Consider the following 19,166-nt stretch of genomic DNA (forward strand, 5'->3'; position numbering starts at 1 on the left):
TCTGGCTAACTAGTGAGACTATGTAGTCATGCAACCGAAAACCTGGCCAGCCGAGTGGATGCGCGCCGCCCTTGGCCTCTGCGTGCTCCGCACGCTGGCGCCCGGCCCGACCTACGGCTACGCGATCGCATCGGCGCTCGAATCCGCCGGCTTCGGCGCCATCAAGGGTGGCACGCTCTATCCGCTGCTCACGCGCTTCGAAGCCGCCGGCTGGATCGCCGCCGAATGGCGACCGGGCGCCGGGGGACCTGGCCGCAAGTACTTCTCGCTCACCGACGACGGCCAGCAAGAGCTCACCGACCAGACCGCCCACTGGGTGCTCTTCTCCACCACCGTGCACGACCACCTGCAGAAAGGGCCGGCCGAATCATGATGACCAGCAACCCGCGCGATCCCGACAACGGAAGCACCGACATCCGCTCTAAAGTGACCGACGACGCCACCTGGTTCGACGAGTTCACCATCGAACTGCGGCTGCTCGGCGTGCGCGGCGACGCAATCGGAGATGCCCTGGCCAGCGCTCGGGAGTTTCTCGCCGATTCCGGCACGAGCGCCCTGGAGTGCTTCGGCAACCCCAAGCGCTACGCGGCCGAGCTGGGCCTGCTGACCATCCCGCTGCGCCGAGTGAACCGTGGGGGTTTGCTGGCCGGTCTCGGAGCGTTCGGACTCTTCGGCTTCCTGCTTTCCGCCCTCCCGCTCGTGCATGGTACGGCGGTGAAGATCGACCTGAAAACACTCGTGGTGTTCGTTGCCGCAGTCGTCGTGATCCTGCTCGTGCCGACATTTCTCAAGGCGCTCGCACGCCTGCGCTTGCGCGCCTGGATGGTCGTGGTCGCGGCGGTATTGGGTGTCGGCACCTCTCTTGGCCTCGGGCTGTGGAGCAGCTCGAGAGTGCTCTATACCGTGCCCGCCCTGCCGATCGTGATCGTCTCCGCGCTGCTCGTGCTCGTTCCGGCGATCTGGAGTCAGGCGAGCCATTCCCTGAGTGACGACGCGATTGTCGACCCGGGCGGGTCGCCCGAATTCCGGCAGTCGTTCTCGACGCGCCTGTTCCTCGGCGTGGTCACCTGGTCGATGGTGGCTGCGTCGATCGTGGTCTGGCTGTTCGCGCTGTTCGGCGAGCCGCTCGAGCGCTAATCGGCCGTGGCCACGGCTCTCGCCCTCGAACCGTGAGTTTGACCCTGGCGCGGCCGCCGAGCCGTGAGTTTGACCCCGATTCCGGCGCGGTTTGGGGTCGAAACTCACGGCTCGACGTCAGAAACTCACGGGTCGGCGAAAAAATGGGCGAAGTACGAGCTCAGGGATACCCGACAAACCAGAGCAGCGCGATCTCCCACGGCGGCAGCCGGTCGAGGCGGGGGGCGGAGCGCGCTCAGTCGCCGCCCCCCGCCCCCGTTCGTCTTCGCCGCAGACTATCCGCCTCTAGCAGCAGCGTCCCTGCGGGTTCGCATCCTGACGGTCGGTCTGGTCGCGCCAGAATTCCCGCTCTGTCATGAGCGGATGCGGCGCGCGGCCCACGCCCGCAGCATCCGTTTCGCAGACGCTCGCGTGGTGCGCCACATATTTCTCGTAGGCATCCTCGCCGAGGATCCCCTTGAAGAACCAGACCACCCCGCGGGCGCCCTTGCGGACGCCCGCCAACAGGGTCATCAGTGACCCTTGATTTTGATCTTCTTGTGCACCGGCAGGGCATCCCACTCGGCCTGCAGCACCTTCTCGGGCGGGGTCATGATGAATCCAGCCGGGGCGTAGGTCTGCGACTGCACGGCGTCATCTTCACTCGTCGCACTGGAGTTCTTGCGGTACGCGTTCCAAGTGGCCTGAAGAGCCGTGAGAATCACGATGATCGCGAGCACCACGAACACGATCGACAGCACGCCCTGAACCATTGTGTTGCGCACGACAGCTTCCATGGCTTCGACGCTCGGTGCGGTGCCAAAGCTCGTCTCGCCAGCGGCGAGGGCCTCGGAGAATGCGCGGTTCTGCGCGAAGTAACCGATGCCCGGGGTGGTCGAGAAGATCTTCAGGAACGACGCCGAAATCGTGACGACGGCAGCGAATCCGAGCGGAAGCGCCACGACCCAGAGGTATCTGAACAGTCCACGCTTGGCGACGATGGCCATGCACACGGCCAGCGCGATCGCCGCAAGCAGCTGGTTGGCGATTCCGAACAGCGGGAACAGCGTGTTGATGCCGCCGAGCGGATCGGTCACCCCCATCAGCAGCACTGCACCCCAGGCGGCGACCATGATGGCCGTGGCGGCCCAGGCGCCGGGACGCCAGGAGGTGTTCTTGAACTTCGGGAAGAAGTTACCGAGGCTGTCCTGCAGCATGAAGCGGGCGACGCGGGTGCCGGCATCCACTGCGGTGAGAATGAAGAGTGCTTCGAACATGATGGCGAAGTGATACCAGAAGCTCATCATTGACGTGCCACCGACGAGCTGCTGCATAATGTGCGAGAGGCCGACGGCGAGCGTCGGCGCGCCGCCGGTGCGGGAAACGATTGACTCCTCGCCGACGTTGGTCGCCATGTCGGTCAGCATGTCGGGCGTGAGGTTGACGCCGGTCAGGCCGAGGCTGTTCACGAAGGCGACCGCACCCTGCACGGTGCCGCCGGTGAGGGCGGGCGAGGAGTTCATGGCGAAGTAGATGCCGCGGTCGATCGACAGCGCGGCGACGAGGGCCATGATCGCGACGAGCGACTCCATGAGCATGCCGCCGTAACCGATGAAGCGGGTCTGGCGTTCCTTCTGAATGAGCTTCGGCGTGGTTCCCGAGGCGATGAGCGCGTGAAAACCCGACAGGGCGCCGCAGGCGATCGTGACGAACAGGAAGGGGAACAGCGTTCCGGCGACGACCGGACCGGTGCCGCTCGATGCGAATTCGCTCACGGCCGGCACGCTGATTTCGGGACGGATGATGACGATCGCCACGGCGAGCATGCCGATCGTGCCGATCTTCATGAAGGTCGACAGGTAGTCGCGCGGGGCGAGCAGCAGCCAGACCGGCAGGATAGCGGCGATGAAGCCGTAGATGATGATGCCCCAGGCAATGGTGACCTTGTCGAGCAGCAGGTAGGTCTGACCCCAGTCGGTGCCGGCCACCACGCCGCCGCCGATGATGGCGGCGATGAGCAGCACGAAGCCGATGATGGAGATTTCGGTGATCTTGCCCGGGCGGAAGAAGCGCAGGTAGCAGCCCATGAACAGCGCGATCGGGATGGTCATACCGACCGAGAAGACGCCCCACGGGCTTTCGGCGAGGGCGTTCGTCACCACGAGGGCGAGGATCGCCACGATGATGACCATGATCACGAGGGTCGCGATGAGAGCGGCGGTGCCGCCGATCACACCGAGTTCGTCGCGGGCCATCTGGCCGAGCGAACGACCGCCGCGGCGCATGCTGAAGTGCAGAATCAGGTAATCCTGTACCGCGCCGGCGAGAACGACGCCGACAATGATCCAGATAGTGCCGGGCAGGTAGCCCATCTGCGCGGCCAGAACGGGGCCGACCAAGGGGCCGGCGCCGGCGATGGCAGCGAAATGGTGGCCGAACAGCACGCGACGGTCGGTCGCGGCGAAGTCCTTGCCGTCGGCCTTGTACTCGGCCGGGGTGGCGCGACGGTCATCCGGGCGAATGATGTGCTTCTCGATGAACTTCGAGTAAAAACGGTAGCCAATGAGATAGGTGCAGATCGCGGCGAACACGAACCAGATCGCGTTGACGGTTTCACCGCGCACGACGGCGAGCATGACCCAGCTGAGGCCACCGAGCAGTGAAATAGCTGACCAGATCGCAATTTTTAGGGGCGTCCAGTGGCGATCGTGGGCGTCAAGTTCCTCCGGATCCAGAGCGACCGCGAGGTCGTGCGGAATCCGTTTCAGAGCGGTCGGTGATTCGGTCGTGTTGGACGCGGCGCCCATTTCTCCTCCTTGAGCCAAGGCAAATCCTGTGAATCTGCCTACTAACGTTACCTCCGAGCGAGAAAGGCTGAGCACCAGGGCGGGAACTCGGGTCGGATCGAGCGCGTAAAATGGGTAACCGGGCATTCGCTCGCATTCTGCGCCTTCGACCATTGGAGCCACCGTGGCCGCACCCACTCATCTTGATTCCGTCATCGCCCTCGCCCGCCACCGCGGCTTCGTTTTTCAGGCCGGCGAGATCTACGGCGGTTCCCGCTCCGCCTGGGACTACGGACCCCTCGGCGTTGAGCTCAAGGAAAACATCAAGAAGCAGTGGTGGCGTTCGATGGTCACCAGCCGAGACGACGTCGTCGGCCTCGACTCCTCCGTGATTTTGCCTCGCCAGGTCTGGGAAGCATCCGGTCACGTCGAGGTTTTCAGCGACCCGCTGATCGAGTGCACGAGCTGCCACAAGCGTTTTCGCGCCGACCACCTCGAAGAGCAATATGAGGAAAAGAAGGGCCGCCCGCCCGAAAACGGCCTCGACGACATTGCCTGCCCGAACTGCGGCAATCGTCACATCTGGACCGAGCCGCGTGCCTTCTCCGGCCTGCTCAAGACGTACCTTGGCCCGGTCGATGACGAGGCCGGTATGCACTACCTGCGCCCCGAAACCGCGCAGGGCATCTTCGTGAACTTCGCCAACGTGCTGCAGGCGTCGCGCTCCAAGCCTCCGTTCGGCATCGGCCAGATCGGCAAGAGCTTTCGTAACGAGATCACCCCCGGAAACTTCATCTTTCGCACCCGCGAGTTCGAGCAGATGGAGATGGAATTCTTCGTCGAGCCCGGTACGGACGAGACCTGGCACCAGTACTGGATCGACACCCGCATGAAGTGGTACACCGACCTCGGAATCAACCCCGAAAACCTACGCCTGTTCGAGCACCCAGCCGAGAAGCTCTCGCACTACTCCAAGCGCACCGTCGATATCGAATACCGCTTCGGCTTCACCGGCACCGAGTTCGGTGAACTCGAGGGCGTGGCGAACCGCGGCGACTTCGACCTGTCGACGCACGCCAAGGCATCCGGTAAAGACCTCTCCTACTTCGACCAGACCAAAAACGAGCGCTGGACGCCCTGGGTGATCGAGCCCGCGGCCGGCCTGACCCGGTCGCTGATGGCCTTCCTGGTCGATGCGTATGTCGAAGAAGAGGTTCCGAACAATAAGGGCGGCGTCGACAAGCGCACCGTGCTCAAGCTTGACCCGCGCCTGTCGCCGGTCAAGGCCGCCATCCTGCCGCTGTCGCGCAACGAGAAGCTCTCCCCGATGGCCCGCGAGCTCGCGTCGAGCCTGCGCCAGCTCTGGAACGTCGACTTCGACGACGCCGGCGCCATCGGCCGTCGCTACCGTCGCCAGGACGAGATCGGCACCCCGTTCTGCATCACGGTCGACTTCGACTCGCTCGACGACCAGGCCGTAACCGTACGCGACCGCGACACCATGGCGCAGGAGCGCGTGCCGCTCGCCGAGCTCGAGGCCTACCTGGCCGTGCGCCTCCGCGGCGCTTAGCGTTCAACCAATGGATGCCGCGACTCGGTCTCGAAAACCGCGCCGCGGGCATCCGTCAGGCAGACTGTAGAGCATGAAAGCGGTCTATTTCGAAGAATTCGGGGTGCTTCCGGTGCTGCGCGAGGTGCCAGAGCCGCTGATAAGTGCGGCCGGCGTGATCGTGCGGGTCGAGGCGACCGGACTCTGCCGCAGCGACTGGCACGGCTGGCTCGGCCATGACGCCGACATTGCGCTGCCGCACGTTCCCGGCCACGAACTGGTCGGCGTGATCGACGCTGTCGGGCCGCTCGTGCGCCGATTTCGGGTTGGTCAGCGCGTGACGGTGCCGTTCGTCTGCGCCTGCGGCGAGTGCCCGGAGTGCGACGCCGGCAACGGACAGGTCTGTCGCAACCAGACCCAGCCCGGATTCACCCACTGGGGTTCCTTCGCCGAGCGGGTCGCGCTGCACAACGCCGACGTGAACCTCATCGCCATCCCCGATGACCTCGACGCCGGCGCTGCCGCGATGCTCGGCTGCCGGTTCGCCACCTCGTACCGCGGACTCGTGCACCAGGCACGGCTGCAGGCGGGCGAAACCCTCGTGGTCGTCGGCTGCGGTGGAGTCGGCCTAAGCGCGGTCATGATTGGGCAGGCGCTCGGCGCCATCGTCATCGCCGTCGACATCAATTCCGACGCGCTCGAGGCGGCGAGCCGGGTGGGAGCTGCTCACGTCGTCAACTCGGCCGAACTGCCCGACGACGAGGTGGTCGAGCGCGTTCGGGCGCTCGCATCAGGGGGTGCAGACGTGAGTCTCGAGGCGCTCGGCCGGGAGAATACGGTGGCCATCGGCATCCGTTCCCTGGCAACGCGTGGGCGGCATGTGCAGATCGGCCTGCTGGCGGACGACCCGCGGATACCGCTCGGCACGGTGATTGCGCGGGAACTGACTGTGCTCGGCAGCCATGGCATGCCCGCCCACGACTATCCGGCGCTGCTGGACCTTGTGCGGAGCGGCGGGTTGCGCCCTCAGGACCTGATCAGCCGCCGAATCACCCTCGCCGAAGCGCCTGCGGCACTCGCAGCCATGTCCACGCCCGGTGCGGCCGCCGGAGTCACCCTGATCGAGGTGACCCGGCCGATCTGACCCTCGCGAATTGCCTCGTTTGGCCCCCCGAGACCGCAGCGCCTGGCCCGTCGGTATCAGCAGGCGGCGCTGAACGGATGCTCAGGGCTGGCCGACACGGTCGGCCGTTCGGGACAGCTAGGAGGCGATTGCGCCGGCATCCGTTGCTCCGGCATCCGCTGCGCCGGTGGCGGGCAGCGTCACGTCGATGCCGAATAGGGCGTCGAGGCCCCCGAGGTAGGCGTCTTGCTCGCCGGCGCGGGCGAGCTCGCGGGCCCGCACCATGGGAGTGTGCAGCAGCACGCCGGCCAGGTGGCGCAGGGCCGACTCGGTCGCCTCGCTCGAATCGCCGCGGCTGCGGGCCCGGGCGATTTCGGCGTCGCGCAGCTCGAACACGTAGCTGCGTAGCGCCACCACGGCCGGGGTGAGGCTCTGCTCTTCGGCAACGTCGGAGAACTTGCGGGCCGCCTTGCCGACGATTTCTCGGGCTTCGGTCGTGGCGTTGAGCTCTTCGAGCGGGGCGTGGATGCTGATGGTTTCAAGGTCGAGCAGCTCGACGCCGGGTACCAGGGTCACGTCGGGGGCGACGTTGCGGGGCAGGCCGAGGTCGATGATGAGTTGCGGCGGCGCCTCTGGACCGGCGTCGGCCGGGCAGATGCGGGTCGGAGCGTCGGCGGTGGCGCCCGAAATGGCGAACGGATCAATGCCGATCTCGGCGCGGCCACGACTGATCAGGGCCGCATCGATCACGTGGTCATCGCGCAGGGTGCAGGTGACGACAACGTCGGCACGCGCCACCTCGGCAGCGAAATCCGCAGCGGGAACGGCTTCAATGCCGTGCGAGGTCGCGAATCCAACGGCGCGCCCGGATGGCGAGTAGACGCGAACGTTCTCGGCTCCGCGGTCGCGCAGGGCGGCGAGCGAGGCGCCGGCGTAGCGGCCGGTACCGACGAGCAGCACGCGGGCACTCGACCAGTCGCTGACCCGGCTTTCGGCCAGTTCGAGGGCGAGGCGCACGATCGAGCGGCCGGCCGAGCCGATGCCGGTGCGGTTCTTGACCCCGCGGGAAGTTTGGGAGGCGCGCTGAAACAGGCGCTCAAGTTCGGGGCTCGTGGTGCCATCGGCGCGAGCCTGTTCCAGTGCGCGCCGCACCTGGCCGGCGATTTCGACCTCGCCGACGACGACCGATTCGAGGCCGCTGGTCACGGCGAACAGGTGCTCGGCGACGCCATTGCCGTGCACGAGAGTGAGATTGTCACGCAGGGTGTCTTCGGCGACGCCGGTGCTCGCGCTCACGGCTTCGATCGCCGCGTAAACGGCGGGCAGCGGCGACACGCCGTAGGGTTCATCGAGATCGAGGTAGGCCTCGAAGCGGTTGCAGGTCGCGACGACGACGGCACCGCTGAGCCGACCGTGCTGCTCGACCATGCGGGTGGCCGCAACGCTTCCGCCGACAGACAATTTCTCCAGCACATCGAAGGTGGAGTTTTTGTGACTGGCCGACAGAAGAATGAGCACTAGCCAATTCTACGACTTATTGCTGTACGCTTCCGGCGCGCATCGTCAGGGATGTTTGAGAGGATGGGGGGGATGATCCTCGACGCGCAGCATCCACTCTCCTCCGGCCTCACCGCCGACTCCCGCCTGATTCAGGCCTATCAGGGCGTTCGACCCGACGTGACCCCGGTGTGGTTCATGCGCCAGGCCGGGCGATCACTGCCCGAATACCGTGAACTGCGCGTCGGTACGCGCATGCTCGACGTGTGCCTCGACCCCGAACTGGCGAGCGAAATCTCGCTGCAGCCGGTGCGGCGCCACAACGTCGACGCCGGAATCTTCTTCAGTGACATCGTCGTTCCACTCAAGCTCGTCGGTGTCGACGTGACGATTGTGGCCGGCAAGGGCCCGGTGCTCGGCAAGGCCGTGCGCACGTCAGCGGATGTCGACGAGCTCACCGCCCTGGATCCCGCCATTCTCGATGAGGCCCTCGCGCCGATTCGCGACGCCGTGGGCCGCGCGGTTTCCCAGCTCGGATCGACCCCGCTGATCGGTTTCGCCGGCGCGCCATTCACCCTGGCCGCGTACCTGGTCGAGGGCGGTCCGTCGAAGGATCACATCCACGCCCGCACGCTCATGCACGCCGAGCCCGAAGCGTGGGCGCGGCTCATGGCCTGGACCGCCGATGTCACCGGCCGGTTCCTGCGTGCCCAGGTGCTCGCCGGCGCGAGCGCTGCCCAACTGTTTGACTCGTGGGCCGGAGCCCTGTCACTGGCCGATTATGCGGCATCCGTTGCGCCAGCTTCGGCGGCAGCGATCGCGCATGTGCGCGGCCTCAGCTACAGCGTCAACGGCGCTGATCGCAATGTACCGATCGTGCATTTCGGCGTGGGCACCGGCGAACTGCTGAAAGAAATGCACAATATCGGCGCCGACGTCGTTGGCGTCGACTACCGGGTGCCGCTCGATGAGGCCAACCGCCGACTCGGCGGAGCTGTTCCGGTACAGGGAAACGTCGACCCGGCCCTGCTGACGGCGCCGTGGCCCGTGCTCGAAGCGCACGTGCGCGACGTCCTCGAACGCGGACGCAGTGCACCCTCGCACGTGCTCAACCTCGGCCACGGCGTTCCGCCCGACACCGACCCCGACGTTCTCACCCGCCTGGTCAGCCTCGTGCACGACGTGAGCGCGGCCGAGTAGGAGCCAGCATGACCAGACCAATCGACGTTCTCGTCATCGGCGGGGGAGTGGCCGGCCTGGTCGCCGCCCGCGAATGCGCCCAGGTCGGCCTGGCCGTGACCGTCATCGAGACAACGGATGCCGTCGGCGGCCCGGTCGCCGGCCACGTTCTCGACGGGCTCACCCTCGACAGCGGCGCCGAGAGCTTCGCTGTGCGCGGAGGCACGGTCGCGTCGTTCATCGAGGATCTCGGCCTCACCGACCAGATCGTGGCCCCCAATGTCGCCGGGGCCTGGCTGCACTTGCCGGCCCTCAAGCAAGCGGATGCCGCGATGAGCGTTCCGCTGCCCAAGGCCGGCGTTCTAGGAATCCCCGGTTCACCGCTCGCCGACGACGTGCGCCGCGTCATTGGCTGGAAGGGGGCGCTGCGCGCCTACGCCGACCGTCTCATGCCCGTGCTCACGATCGGCCGCGAGCACAGCCTCGGTGACCTCGTGAAAAAGCGCATGGGCCAGCGCGTGCTCGACCGGCTGGTGGAACCCGTCGCGTCCGGCGTCTACACGACGAGCGCCGTCGACCTCGAGATCGATGTGGTCGCCCCCGGACTCAACCGTGCCCTCACCACGGCCGGCTCGCTCTCCGGCGCGGTCTCGGCCCTGCGTGCTGGCGCCCCGGCCGGGTCTAACGTCGGCGGCCTGCTCGGCGGAATGGCCAGCCTGCCCGCCGCGATCGTGGCCGCCCTGCAACGCCACGACGTGGCGATTCTGACCGGAACCACGGCCACAGCATTGGCCCGCTCGGGCACAGACGACGCGCCGACCTGGTCCGTCACCGTCACTCGGCAAGCGGATGCCGCCCCGACCGACCCCGCTGCCCCGGCCGAACCCGCCGGCCAGGCCGACAGCGCCGCGCCCGCTGACGCGGGTGCGCCGACCGACCCCGCCGCGCCGCTTGCTCGACCGACCGACCGTACGCCCACCGTGAGCACCGTGCCCGCTGCCGAGCGAACCACCAGCACCCTCACCGCCCGTTACCTCATCATCGCGACCCAGGGCGCGCAGGCACTGCGCCTGGTCAACCCGCTCGGTGACCAGTTCGACGCCCTCGCCGAGCTCGACTGGCCAGCACCGACTGCCGTCACCCTCACCACGCTCGTGCTCGATGCGCCAGCCCTCGACGCGCACCCACGCGGCACCGGCGTGCTCGTCTCGGCCGATGCCCCCGACGTCACCGCGAAAGCTCTCACCCACGTCACCGCGAAGTGGGCCTGGGTCGCCGAAGCGGCCGGCCCCGGCCGCCACGTCGTGCGGCTGTCTTACGGCCGCGCCGGCCAGCCCAACCCGACCGACGACCTGAGCGACAAGGAGCTGCAGGCCCTCGCCCTGCACGACGCGAGCGCCCTGCTCGGTGTGCCACTGGCAGCGGCCGCGGTGCGCGCTTTCGCCCGCACCGAGTGGCGCGACGCCCTGTCGCCGGCCACCCTCGGTGCTCCGGAACGCGCGCAGCAGGTGCGCGAGGCCGTCGCCGCGACCCCCGCAATGGAGATCACCGGTGCGTGGCTGGCCGGAACCGGCCTCGCCTCGGTCATCCCACACGCACTCGAGGCCGGCGACCGCATCCGCCACGCCGCCCTCGGCCTGACCATCACCGGGCCGGACGAGTAGTCCCGGTACCGAACCGCGGAGATCCTCGTCTTGAACCGCGAATGCGGCCCGAATGCGGCCCGATTGGCCGGAATGCGGCCCGATCCGCCGGATTGGCCGGATTCTCCGCAGTTATGCACGGGCCCCGAACGGTGGGCGCGCAGGTGCCCCAAACTGTGCACTTCCTGTATTGATACGAGCACTCCGAGACATACCCGGGCATCACCCGAGATCGAAACGGCGAACCGGGTTACTCTGGGGAGACCTTACGAAAGTGGAGACTCAATGCGCGGAAAGCTTCTGTTCATCACGGGCGGCCTCGTTGGCTATGTGCTCGGTGCACGCGCCGGCCGCAAACGTTACGACCAGATCGCCGCCGCCGCCAATGACCTCTGGAACGCCAAACCTGTGCAACGCCGGGTGACCGAAGTGCGCGACGCCGCGCTCGAACTCGTCGGCGACGTTCCCGTGACCCTGTACAACGCCGGCAAGAAGGCCGTCACGCAGGCTGTCGCCAAAAAGAAGAAGAACAAGAAGGCGGCTGCCCAGACCTCGACAACGTCAGCGAAAGCGGATGCCGCCGCCCCCGCAGCCACGGCCAGCACCACGACGAGCCGCACGGCCGCCGCGAAGCCGAAGGCGACCGAGAAGCCGACACCGACGGCCAAGGCCAAGCCGGCGGCTGACGACGCCCAGTAGCTCGTAGAATTCGGACACCCGTTACACCGCCGGGCGCGACACCCCGACGACACCCGAAAACAGGGAAGGCAATTCGTGACTAGCAGTGGATTCAACCCGAAGAGCAAACGTCCGTTGCTCGCGCTGATCGGGGAACTGCCCGGCCAGATCAGCGCTCTCGTGAAAGCCGAACTCGATGCCTTCAAGGCCGAGTTCACGGCCAAAGCCAAGAATTTCGGCATCGGTGCCGGCCTCTTCATCGTGGCCGGGGCTTTTCTGTTCTTCGCGCTCGGGGTGCTCGTTGCCCTCTTCGTGATCTTGCTGGCCCTCGTGCTGCCGCTCTGGCTTGCCACGCTCATCGTGCTGGTCGGGCTCCTGCTCATTGCCGCACTCCTCGTGCTCATCGGAGTCAACCGGGTGAAAGCGGCAACGAAACCCGACCCGGAGGGCGTGCACGCGAGCATCCGTCACGACGTTGATGCATTCAAGGGAGTTGGCGAATATGACCACAAATGACCTGCGCGTCGAAGCCCGACACGCTCGCGCCGAGCTCGCCTCGACGCTCGATGCCATCGAGTACAAGCTCAATATCCCCAAGCAGCTGCGCATCAAGCGCCGCCGCCTGACCCACGCCCTGTACCAATTCGGCGAAGACAGCCCGGCCGCCCTCGTCAGCATCGCCCTCGGTGCGGCGACCGTGGTCGGTGTCATCGTCTGGTTCGGCGCCTCCGCGGTGGCCAAAAACCGGTAGCAAGCGGGGTGGGTTCACAGCAACCGCACTGCTCATTTTGGTAGTGGGGGCAATTCAGAGCAAACTAGACCCATGACTCACCCGGCTGCCGGAGAGGCAGTAACCAGCGTTCAGCCCACCACTCCCACCGATACCGAGGTAACCGCGGCTTCGCCGCAAGGATTCACCCTCTTTACCGTGCTGCGAAGAGACCCGCACAACCCCGATGATCTCGACGGCCGCGATGTTCCGCACGCCGTGAACGAGCTCGACGACGTGGTGGCCTTGATCGAAGCCGAGGGCGTCACCGTGCGCGGCTTCTACGATGTCTCCGGCCTCAAGGCCGATTCCGACGTCATGATCTGGACCCACGCGCCCGAGGCAGAGACCCTGCAGTGGGCGAACCGTGAGCTGCGCCGCAGCCGCCTGCTGAAGAGCCTGTTGCCAACCTGGAACGCCATGGGCGTGCATCGGGACGCCGAATTCAACAAGAGCCACGTGCCCGGATTCCTGCGCGGAGTCGAGCCCAAGGCCTGGCTCACCATCTACCCCTTCGTGCGCAGCTTCGAGTGGTATCTGCTGCCCGAGGCTGAGCGCAGCGCCATGCTCGCCGACCACGGCCGCAAGGGCGCAGCCTATCGCGGTGCAATCGCCAACACCGTCTCCGCCTTCGCCCTCGGCGACTACGAGTGGCTGCTGCCGATCGAGAGCGACGAGCTCACCGAGCTCGTCGACCTCATGCGCGGCCTGCGCGACACCGAGGCGCGTCGCCACGTGCGCGAGGAGATCCCGTTCTATACCGGACGCCGCATCTCCACGGCCGAGCTGGTCGAGGTGCTTCAGTAATGACCGCTTACGACGCAGTGCTGCTCGCCGGTTTCGGCGGACCCGAAGGCCAGGATGACGTGATTCCGTTCCTGCGCAACGTGACCGGCGGTCGTGGCATCCCGGAAGAGCGCCTCGAAGAGGTCGCCACCCACTACCGCCACTTCGGCGGTGTGAGCCCGATCAACGACCAGAACCGCGTGCTCAAGGCCGCTCTGCAGGTTGAACTCCAGCGTCGAGGCATCGACCTGCCCGTGATCTGGGGCAACCGCAACTGGGCGCCCTACCTGAAAGACACGATCAGTGAGGCCCACGATGCCGGTCAGGATCGCCTGCTGGCCATCGCGACGAGTGCCTACAGCTCCTACAGCGGATGCCGCCAGTACCGTGAAGACTTCGCCGCAGCCCTGACCGACACGGGCCTAAACGACACGGTCCATATCGACAAGATCCGCCAGTTCTTCGACCACCCCGGCTTCGTCACCCCGTTCATCACCGGTGTCACCCAAGGACTCCAGGATGTCGTCGCGGCCATGCCCGGCATCGACGTCGACTCCGAGGTCGAGATTCTGTTCTCGACCCACTCGATCCCGATGACGGACGCCAACAAGAGCGGCCCGGCAGATCGCGGCTTCGGCGAGGGTGGCGCCTACGAGGCGCAGCACCGCGCCGTCGCCCAGGTCGTCATGGACGCCCTCGTGGAACCCGGAGATGCGTCCACCCCGCTCAAAACGCAATGGCAGCTGGTCTACCAGTCCCGCAGTGGCCCGCCCAGCATGCCGTGGCTCGAACCCGACATCAACGATGCGATCGCCCTGCTGCCGGCCCGCGGCATCCGTGCCGTGATCATTGTGCCGCTCGGATTCGTGAGCGACCACATGGAGGTCATGTGGGACCTCGATAACGAGGCCATGGAGACGAGTGCGAAGTTCGGCATCCACGCCGTGCGCGTACCGACCCCCGGCATTTCGCCCGACTTCGTCAGCGGCCTGGTCGACCTGATCGAGGAACGCCTCAACGACACCCCGGTCGAAGACCGTCCGGCGGCAACCGACCTCGGTCCCTGGTACGACGTCTGCCGCCCCGGCTGCTGTGAAAACGTGCGGCTCGGCTTCAAGCCGGCCGTCGCGGGAATGGCACCATGACCGTCATTCGCGTAGGCACCCGCGCGAGTGCCCTCGCCCTCGCGCAGACCCAGACCATCGTCAACCGCATCGCGGCGTCGGCCGGCGTCGAGGTTGAAATCGTGCGCATCACCACGCACGGCGATACCTCCGCCGAGCCGCTCTCGAGCCTCGGCGGCACCGGAGTGTTCGCGAGCGCCCTGCGCGAAGCCCTGCTGAATGACGAGTGCGACGTCATCGTGCACTCGTTCAAAGATCTGCCGACCGAGGCCCACGCAGGCTTGCGCATTGGCGCAATCCCCAAGAGAGCGGATGCCCGCGACGTGCTGGTCGCGCGCGCCGGCTTCACCCTCGACACCCTTCCGGAGGGGGCCCGCGTCGGTACGGGTTCGCCCCGCCGCGTCGCCCAGTTGCTGGAGCGTCGTCCCGACCTCACGATCGTGGACATTCGCGGCAACATCGACACTCGGATCGGGCGCGTCGCCGAGGGCGACCTCGACGCCGTCGTGCTGGCCGCGGCCGGCCTCGGTCGTCTCGGTCGTCTCGAATCCCTCGCACCAGAGTTTCTCGAGCTGTCGGCCTGGCCGACCGCTCCCGGCCAGGGTGCGCTCGCGATCGAGGTGCGTGACGGCAAGCCGGAGCGCCTGCTCGGCGTGGCACTCGCGGCGATGAACCATGGCTCTACTCAGGCGACAACCGCCGCCGAACGCACCGTGCTGGCCCGACTGGAGGCCGGTTGCGCCGCGCCGATCGGCGCCACCGCCGTGGTCGACGATGGACTGCTCTTTCTCACCGCAACCGTGTACAGCCCGGATGGATCCCGCAAGATCACGAGCTCGCACGCGGCGACGCCCGATTCCCACTCCGCACCCCATCTCACCGAAGCCGCGCTCGATGTGGCCGAACGAGTGTCCATAGATCTTCTGGCCGGTGGCGCGGCCGAGTTCGCTCCCCTGAAAGTGACTGAGTGACCACGTGACCAATCGACTGACCAAGCCCCTCGCGGGCTGGCGTGTTCTCGTTCCGCGCGGCGGCCCCTGGGGCGACCAGGTCGCAGCGAACCTGCGCGCCAAGGGCGCGCACCCGATCGTCGCACCGATGATCAACTTCGCCGCCACCGATGACGCCCCGGCTCTGAACGCGGCGCTGACCCGTCTGGCCGCCGGGGATTTCGACTGGATGACCATCACCAGCGCCACGACCGTCGACGTACTCTCGTCGCACCGCGCGGTCGTCGCCCCGGGAACTCGCATCGCCGCCGTCGGTGAGACCACGGCCGCCGCACTCATCGCGGCCGGCTACCACGTGGACATCGTGCCCTCCGAAGACAACTCCGCCCGAGGACTGCTCGAGGAATGGGAAACCGCGACCGCGGGGGTTATTCCGTTGCGCGTGCTCACCCTGCGCAGTGAGATCGCCAAGCCGCTGCTCAGCGAGGGACTGCGCCGCGTCGGCCACGACGTTGAATCGGTCGTCGCTTACCGCACCATCGGTGTTCCGGTCAGCGACCAGGTGGTCGCCGACGTTAAGGCTGGGCTCGTGCACGCCGTACTCGTCACGAGCGGCAGCGTTGCTCGTCAAGTGCGCGAACAGTTCGGGGACATTCCCGAACGCACCCTGGTTGCCTGCATCGGCCCGCAGACCGCCAGGGACTCCCGGACCCTCGGACTGCGCGTCGACGTTGTCGCCTCGGAGCGCAGCGCCGAGTCACTCATCGATGCACTCGTCGATGCAGCACTCGCGGGGAGCACGCCAGCAGCCTGACCCAGCCCGGTAACGAGCCTATAACGAAATGCACAGCCGGGCGGCGTAGTGTAAAGGGGTGACCAAACCCGTTATCCGCCCACGACGACTGCGCACCAGCGGCGCGCTTCGTCGCCTGGCCAGTGAAATCCGTCTCCACCCGGCCGAGCTCGTGCTCCCCATGTTCATTCGGGAGGGCAACGAGCAGCGGCCGATCAGCTCGATGCCCGGCGTCGTGCAGCACAGCATCGACAGCGCCCGTCGGGCCGTGGCTGAGGCGGCAGAAGCTGGTGTCGGGGGCATCATGCTGTTCGGAGTGCCAGAGGTGCGCGACGCGACCGGGACCGGCGCGACCGACCCCAACGGCATCCTCAACCTGGCCACCCGTGCTCTCGTCGACGAGATCGGTGATGCGCTCGTAGTGCAGACCGACTTGTGCCTGGATGAATTCACCGACCACGGCCATTGCGGCGTGCTCGCCGCCGATGGCCATGTCGATAACGACGCCACCCTCGAACGCTACCGCGACATGGCGCTGGCCCAGGCGAGCGCCGGTTCCGCGCTGCTCGGCCTCTCCGGCATGATGGACGGCCAGGTCGCCGCCGTGCGCGAAACCCTCGACTCCAATGGTTTCGAAGACACCGCTGTGCTGGCTTACTCGGCCAAGTACGCCTCGGCCTACTACGGCCCGTTCCGGGAGGCCGTCGCCTCGACCCTGGTCGGCGACCGCCGCACCTACCAGCTCGACCCGGCGAATCGACGCGAGGGCGTACGCGAAGCCCAGCTGGACATTGACGAGGGCGCCGACATCGTCATGGTCAAACCGGCCGGCAGCTACCTCGACGTGCTCGCCGAGGTCGCCGCGATGAGTGATATTCCCGTTTGGGCATATCAAGTCTCTGGCGAATACGCCATGATCGAAGCCGCAGCTGCGCAGGGCTGGATCGACCGGCGCCGCGCCGTCGAAGAGTCGGTGCTGAGCATCCGTCGGGCCGGTGCCGACGCTGTACTTACCTATTGGGCCGTTGAATTGGCCACCTGGCTCAAGGAGGAGCGAGCATGACCGACACACTGTCAACCGAAGTGCACCACGTGGCCACCCGCAACGACGAGCTATTCGACCGGGCCCGGAAGGTCATTCCCGGGGGGGTGAACTCTCCGGTGCGGGCCTTTGGCTCGGTCGGCGGCACTCCGCTGTTTCTGGTGAAGGCCGCCGGCGCCTATGTCACCGACTCCGACGGTCGCGAATACGTCGACCTCGTCAACTCCTGGGGACCGGCCATTCTGGGCCACGCCCATCCCGAGGTCATCAAGGCCGTTCAGGATGCCGCCGCTCTCGGCCTGTCCTTTGGCGCCTCGACGCCCGCCGAGACCGAACTGGCCGAGCTCGTCGCCGAGAGGGTCGGCGCGGTCGAAAAGCTGCGCCTGGTGTCCACCGGCACCGAGGCGACCATGACCGCCATCCGACTGGCCCGCGGTTTCACCGGTCGTGACCTGCTGATCAAGTTCGCCGGGCACTACCATGGCCACTCCGACGGCCTGCTGGCCCAGGCCGGTTCCGGCCTCGCTACCCTCGGCCTGCCCGGTTCGGCCGGCGTCACGGCCGCGACCGCCGCGCAGACCCTCGTGTTGCCGTACAACGACCTCGACGCCGTGCGCGCCGCCTTTGAGGCACACCCGGGGCGCATCGCCGCGATCATCACCGAGGCTGCCGCCGCTAATATGGGCGTCGTCGCGCCGGATGCCGGCTTCAACGCGGCCCTGTCGGCGATCGCGCACGCGAACGGTTCCCTGCTCATCCTCGACGAGGTGCTCACCGGTTTTCGAGTGAGTCGCTCGGGCTTCTGGGGACTCGAGACCAGCAGTCTCGAGTCGGCCGGTGAAGAGTTTTACACGCCCGACCTGCTCGCCTTCGGCAAGATCATCGGCGGCGGCCTGCCCGCTGCTGCCCTCGGTGGCCGGGCCGATGTGATGGACTTTCTGGCGCCGGCCGGCCCGGTCTACCAAGCCGGAACGTTGTCGGGCAATCCGGTCGCGGTTGCGGCGGGCATCGCCACGCTCAACCTGCTCGACGAGAGCGTGTACGACCGGCTCAACGCAACCGCAATCATCCTCTCTGAGGCTGTTTCTGCCTCGCTCGCCGCCGAGGGCGTCGCGCACCGGGTACAGCGGGCCGGCAACCTGTTCAGCTTCGTGTTCGGCGAGGAGGCGCAGGGTTCGGCTCCGCGCACCTACGCCGATGTACAGCGCCAGGAGGCTTTTCGCTACGCCCCGTTCTTTCACGCCATGCTCGATGGCGGCGTCTCGCTGCCGCCGAGCGTGTTCGAGGCCTGGTTCGTCTCCGACGCACACGATCAGAGCGCGATCGGGCGCATCTTCGAGGCGCTACCCGCCGCGGCCAAAGCTGCAGCGGCAGCCCAGCCAACGGTCTAATTGAGCAAACGCTCCCGGACCGGCCGGGAGCGTTTGCTTCAGCTGGAGAGTTCCTGCGCTGGGACATTACTGCTTTGTTCGCGTCAGACAACGATTTTTCGGGCCGGACCGGGCAGACTGGAACAATGGCTTCCCTGAGCGTGCATTCCGACCGGCTCGAGATCCACTTGACGCGCACGGAAAGAACGCTCGCGCTGCGGCGTGACTCGATTGTGGTGCAGCGGGAGAACATCCGCTCGGTGATCATCACGGAAGATCCGTGGATCTGGCTGCGCGGCATCCGCTCACCCGGATCGATGATTCCGCTCGTGCTGGCGGCCGGAACCTGGAAGTTTCACGGCGGCAAGGACTTCGTCTCGATCAAGCGTCACCGCCCGGCCGTGGTGATCGACCTGGTCGACGAAGAATTCGCCCGCGTCATTCTCACGAGCCAGCACGCGGCCGACTTCGTCGACTCGCTGAAGCTGCCGGTCGAGCCGATGCCCGCCGAACCGACCTGCTAGGAGCGTGGGTCAGTAGTACCAAAGTTTAAAACGCCGGTCGATTTCCCGTGCTTGGGGTGTTGGTCTGGGAAAATTGATTATGAGCGATTCTGATGGCCTGTTCCCCGCGGCGGAGCTTGAGCACGTGGACGTGGACGTGGTCGTGGATGACGGGGTTGAGGCTGGCGCGGGTGTGAACAAGCGGTTTAGGGCGTTTGAGCCGGCGGCGGTGATGTTGGTGCCGCCGTCGTTGGATGA

Annotated in this window: 19 protein-coding genes; 16 read left to right on the plus strand and 3 right to left on the minus strand. The window is 66.8% G+C overall.

Annotated elements, in window-relative coordinates:
- Positions 1-28: 28 nt before the first annotated feature.
- The gene (locus E3O45_RS09935) at positions 29-373 is read left to right on the plus strand and encodes a PadR family transcriptional regulator (RefSeq protein WP_134443257.1); all 345 of its coding nucleotides are present in this window, start codon (positions 29-31) and stop codon (positions 371-373) included.
- On the plus strand, positions 370-1,137 hold the full coding sequence (locus E3O45_RS09940; RefSeq protein ID WP_134443258.1) for a hypothetical protein: 768 nt from the start codon (positions 370-372) through the stop codon (positions 1,135-1,137). The genes E3O45_RS09935 and E3O45_RS09940 overlap by 4 nt, the downstream gene beginning before the upstream one ends.
- Before the next feature lie 285 nt (positions 1,138-1,422).
- Here the strand turns inward: E3O45_RS09940 and E3O45_RS09945 are convergent, their stop codons facing one another.
- Positions 1,423-1,653: a YbdD/YjiX family protein gene (locus E3O45_RS09945; protein WP_370449926.1), complete on the minus strand. Its 231-nt coding sequence runs from the start codon at positions 1,651-1,653 to the stop codon at positions 1,423-1,425.
- Positions 1,650-3,923 (minus strand): carbon starvation CstA family protein, encoded by a 2,274-nt coding sequence (locus tag E3O45_RS09950; RefSeq protein WP_134443260.1) that lies wholly within the window; start codon positions 3,921-3,923, stop codon positions 1,650-1,652. Before E3O45_RS09950 ends, E3O45_RS09945 begins: the two co-directional genes overlap by 4 nt.
- A 163-nt stretch (positions 3,924-4,086) precedes the next feature.
- Here E3O45_RS09950 and E3O45_RS09955 point away from each other — a divergent pair, with 163 nt between their 5' ends.
- Positions 4,087-5,472 carry a glycine--tRNA ligase gene (locus E3O45_RS09955; RefSeq protein WP_134443261.1) on the plus strand — a complete coding sequence of 462 codons (1,386 nt, stop codon included), beginning with the start codon at positions 4,087-4,089 and terminating at the stop codon, positions 5,470-5,472.
- Between the two features lie 73 nt (positions 5,473-5,545).
- A complete protein-coding gene (locus E3O45_RS09960; RefSeq protein ID WP_134443262.1) occupies positions 5,546-6,595 on the plus strand; it encodes an alcohol dehydrogenase catalytic domain-containing protein in 1,050 nt (349 codons plus the stop codon).
- Positions 6,596-6,712: 117 nt separating this feature from the next.
- On the opposite strand, the gene E3O45_RS09965 is transcribed toward E3O45_RS09960, so the two are convergent.
- Entirely contained in the window at positions 6,713-8,092 is a 1,380-nt protein-coding gene (locus E3O45_RS09965; protein WP_104131880.1) for a glutamyl-tRNA reductase, read from the minus strand.
- 72 nt (positions 8,093-8,164) lie between these two features.
- On the opposite strand from E3O45_RS09965, the gene hemE reads away from it, so the two are divergent.
- The 12 genes from hemE (at position 8,165) to E3O45_RS10025 (ending at position 18,929) form a co-directional block, all read left to right on the plus strand.
- A complete protein-coding gene (gene hemE, locus E3O45_RS09970) occupies positions 8,165-9,271 on the plus strand; it encodes a uroporphyrinogen decarboxylase (protein WP_134443263.1) in 1,107 nt (368 codons plus the stop codon).
- Positions 9,272-9,279: 8 nt separating this feature from the next.
- Positions 9,280-10,914, plus strand: coding sequence for an NAD(P)/FAD-dependent oxidoreductase (locus tag E3O45_RS09975; RefSeq protein ID WP_134443264.1), 1,635 nt, complete (start codon positions 9,280-9,282; stop codon positions 10,912-10,914).
- Between the two features lie 264 nt (positions 10,915-11,178).
- On the plus strand, positions 11,179-11,592 hold the full coding sequence (locus E3O45_RS09980) for a hypothetical protein (protein ID WP_134443265.1): 414 nt from the start codon (positions 11,179-11,181) through the stop codon (positions 11,590-11,592).
- A gap of 75 nt (positions 11,593-11,667) precedes the next feature.
- Positions 11,668-12,087: a phage holin family protein gene (locus E3O45_RS09985; RefSeq protein ID WP_134443266.1), complete on the plus strand. Its 420-nt coding sequence runs from the start codon at positions 11,668-11,670 to the stop codon at positions 12,085-12,087.
- Positions 12,074-12,322 (plus strand): hypothetical protein, encoded by a 249-nt coding sequence (locus tag E3O45_RS09990; RefSeq protein WP_134443267.1) that lies wholly within the window; start codon positions 12,074-12,076, stop codon positions 12,320-12,322. The genes E3O45_RS09985 and E3O45_RS09990 overlap by 14 nt, the downstream gene beginning before the upstream one ends.
- Positions 12,323-12,394: 72 nt before the next feature.
- A complete protein-coding gene (gene hemQ, locus E3O45_RS09995; RefSeq protein ID WP_104131876.1) occupies positions 12,395-13,147 on the plus strand; it encodes a hydrogen peroxide-dependent heme synthase in 753 nt (250 codons plus the stop codon).
- Positions 13,147-14,271: a ferrochelatase gene (locus tag E3O45_RS10000; protein WP_134443268.1), complete on the plus strand. Its 1,125-nt coding sequence runs from the start codon at positions 13,147-13,149 to the stop codon at positions 14,269-14,271. Before hemQ ends, E3O45_RS10000 begins: the two co-directional genes overlap by 1 nt.
- Positions 14,268-15,221 carry a hydroxymethylbilane synthase gene (hemC, locus tag E3O45_RS10005; RefSeq protein WP_134443269.1) on the plus strand — a complete coding sequence of 318 codons (954 nt, stop codon included), beginning with the start codon at positions 14,268-14,270 and terminating at the stop codon, positions 15,219-15,221. The genes E3O45_RS10000 and hemC overlap by 4 nt, the downstream gene beginning before the upstream one ends.
- 4 nt (positions 15,222-15,225) lie before the next feature.
- Positions 15,226-16,014, plus strand: coding sequence for a uroporphyrinogen-III synthase (locus E3O45_RS10010; RefSeq protein ID WP_092448141.1), 789 nt, complete (start codon positions 15,226-15,228; stop codon positions 16,012-16,014).
- A 58-nt stretch (positions 16,015-16,072) separates the two neighbouring features.
- A complete protein-coding gene (gene hemB / locus E3O45_RS10015) occupies positions 16,073-17,056 on the plus strand; it encodes a porphobilinogen synthase (RefSeq protein WP_092448142.1) in 984 nt (327 codons plus the stop codon).
- Positions 17,053-18,426: a glutamate-1-semialdehyde 2,1-aminomutase gene (hemL, locus tag E3O45_RS10020; protein WP_134443270.1), complete on the plus strand. Its 1,374-nt coding sequence runs from the start codon at positions 17,053-17,055 to the stop codon at positions 18,424-18,426. Before hemB ends, hemL begins: the two co-directional genes overlap by 4 nt.
- A gap of 125 nt (positions 18,427-18,551) precedes the next feature.
- Positions 18,552-18,929, plus strand: coding sequence for a hypothetical protein (locus E3O45_RS10025; RefSeq protein WP_134443271.1), 378 nt, complete (start codon positions 18,552-18,554; stop codon positions 18,927-18,929).
- Positions 18,930-19,166 lie beyond the last annotated feature (237 nt).

This window comes from Cryobacterium sp. TMS1-20-1 (assembly GCF_004402355.1).
GTDB classification, from domain to species: Bacteria; Actinomycetota; Actinomycetes; order Actinomycetales; family Microbacteriaceae; genus Cryobacterium; species Cryobacterium levicorallinum.